Source organism: Falsiporphyromonas endometrii (assembly GCF_042654485.1).
GTDB lineage: Bacteria > Bacteroidota > Bacteroidia > Bacteroidales > Porphyromonadaceae > Porphyromonas > Porphyromonas endometrii.
On sequence record NZ_JBHSGO010000090.1, the window covers coordinates 1 to 2,678 of the forward strand.

A 2,678-nucleotide genomic window follows, 5' to 3' on the forward strand; every position below is an offset into this window, starting at 1 on the left:
ATATCCTTCCTCCAACATATGCATGTAACGGAGACGATCATAATAACTATGCTTTCGTCTTTTCTTTTTGTTTGATTCCATAAATAAACCCCAAAAGTTTTGAGTCTAACTTTTGGGGTTCATATCACAGATAGAGATCGGCCCCTTAATTCTTTATTTTTTCTTTGACACTTGTCTTCGAAATCTCTTTTGAAATTTTTAAAGAGATTGGATCATTCTTTAGTTTTTATCAGGCGACAATAATTCTCTTAAGTAATTACTATCGTACTAAAAAGGATTCTCTAATGCAATGTTGCTCTAAAAGTCATTGGAAAATTTTCTTCCAAATTGCCCCGTCTTACCAAAATTCTTGCAGATGGAGGCTATAGAGGGGATCTTGCCGGTTGGCTTCTCGTCAAATACGGGTGGAAACTTGAAGTCCTCTCAGATCAAATGAATATCTATCAAAGTTCAAGGTCATTCCAAAACGCCGGATCGTGTAAAGAACTTTTGCATAGTTGGGAAAATCTCAGAAGCTTACGGTTGACTATGAGTTTCATGTGGTGACTGCAGAGGCTGTGGTTCTACTTGCTTTTTGTAAAATATTGCTTAATAAATTCGTTGAATAATTTATAAACAGCTTCTTGTAGTTACAAAAAAATATACCTTTGCACTACAACTAAGATAGTTTGTTAAACAAGGAGATGTTAAGTTAGACACTCAGGGAAAAAGAAACAGACAATAAAGTTGAAAAATGGATACCTCCAGTCAAACACCAATTAATTGATAGATATAAACAGAAACCTTTTATTTTTTATATGAAAACTATTCTAATACTTTCGAATAACATTGGTAAAAGAGTAAAGATTACCTTTTTTATATTGTTCTTATTATTATTTGCTCAGTCGTTATGCGCTCAAGATGTTCCGTCTGCACTATCCTTGCCTAAGGACACAACCATTCATGTAGGAACTCTTCCAAACGGACTGACATACTTCGTAAAGCAAAATACCAATCCGGAGCATCGGGCCCACTATTATTTGGTTCAAAAAGTTGGATCCATTCTTGAAGAAGACAACCAGTTGGGATTAGCCCATTTCCTCGAACATATGGCTTTTAACGGCACTAAAAATTTTCCTAAAAAGAAGATTATTGAATACCTACAAAGCATAGGATGCAAAATGGGTGCCGACCTTAATGCGTTCACCTCTTTCGATGAGACCGTATTCACCATCAAGGACGCTCCAACGCAAAAACAGGCAGACATTGACAGCTGCCTCCTAATTTTGCATGATTGGAGCGGATTCATAACGTTAGATCCAAAGGAAATAGATGCAGAGCGCCCGGTCGTCCACGAGGAATGGAGGACTCAGGAGCGCTCCTATAAAAATATTTATGAGCAGACGCTCCTTCAAGTACTTCCTGACAATAAGTATAGCAAGAGAATGCCCATTGGCAGCATGGATATAGTGGACCATTTCGATCCGCAAGTACTCAGAGACTTTTATCACAAATGGTACAGGCCTGACCTACAGGCTGTCATCGTGGTAGGAGACATTGATCCCGAAAGCATAATACAAAAGATAAAAGAAATCTTTAGAGACATCCCAAAGCCTATCAACCCAGCCAAAAGGGAATACGTCAGGATTAAGGATAATGAAGAGCCTCTCATAGCCATAGCTACACATCCGGAAGCGTCAATGGAATCGGTCGATCTTTGTTTCAAAATAAAGAATTTGTCGTCGGACAATTCTGAAATGTCTTCGTATATGAGACAAATGTTGACAGACCTCGTGCGAATAATGATAAGAAACAGGCTTTCCGAATATCGCCTGGATCAAAAGTCTCCGATGATCAGCAGTTCGGTAAGCTATGGGCTGTTTATGGATATAGCGTCAACAAAAAACGCCTTTACGCTTTCTGCCACAGTCAAAAAAGGACGAATTGTCGATGCTTTGAAATTATTGATTACCGAGGTTGAAAGAGCCAAGAAGTTCGGGTTTTCTTTAGCCGAGCTTGAGAGGGCGAAAGATTCTTACATCCTTTACTATAAGAATATTTATGGAGAACGTGCAAAACTGAGCAATCAATATTATGCAGACGCCTGCAGCAGGTATTTCAGAGATAAAGGATACTTGATAAATATCGAGGACGAGTACAAGCTTAATAAGTTTATACTCAAATTAATTTCCGCTTTTGTTATCAATGATTTTGTTTCAGATTTCTTTACCGGCGACAATGTCTGCATCATGATATCAGGCCCTCAGAAAAACTCTCTAAAATATCCATCAAAAGAACAAGTAATGGATATCTATAAAAAATTGATAGGTGCGAAGGTTGAAAAGTATGAATATAGTGCGGAAGATCAAAAGACGCTTCTCGACAAGCTTCCCAAACCGGGGAGAATCGTTTCGTCAAAACAAGACAAAGGATTGAATGTCATAGAAATGACCTTAAGCAACGGTGTAAAGGTCTATCTTAAGAAAACGGATTTTACTGACGACACCATCCGATTGAGACTCAAAAAGAAGGGCGGACTTTCTCTGTATGGAGAAAAAGACTTCTCCAATTTGACAATACTTCGGTAAATTTTTACCGAAAAATTAAAAGTTAAACAATAGAACTGACAAAAGTCGGTTCGAAAACACTAAAGAGATCATTGAAATGTTGTCAAAACGAATGGTTAAGCATGAAGAAAT

At 37.8% G+C, this 2,678-nt stretch carries 1 protein-coding gene; it reads left to right on the forward strand.

The features are described 5' to 3' along the window. Positions 1 to 797: 797 nt before the first annotated feature. A complete protein-coding gene (locus tag ACFO3G_RS03450; protein WP_380078012.1) occupies positions 798 to 2,567 on the forward strand; it encodes a M16 family metallopeptidase in 1,770 nt (589 codons plus the stop codon). The last annotated feature ends 111 nt before the right edge of the window (positions 2,568 to 2,678 follow it).

What these genes read in the sequence shown, in the direction of transcription:
- ACFO3G_RS03450 (WP_380078012.1), top strand. Translation starts at nt 798, where the DNA reads ATGAAAACTATTCTAATACTTTCGAATAACATTGGTAAAAGAGTAAAG.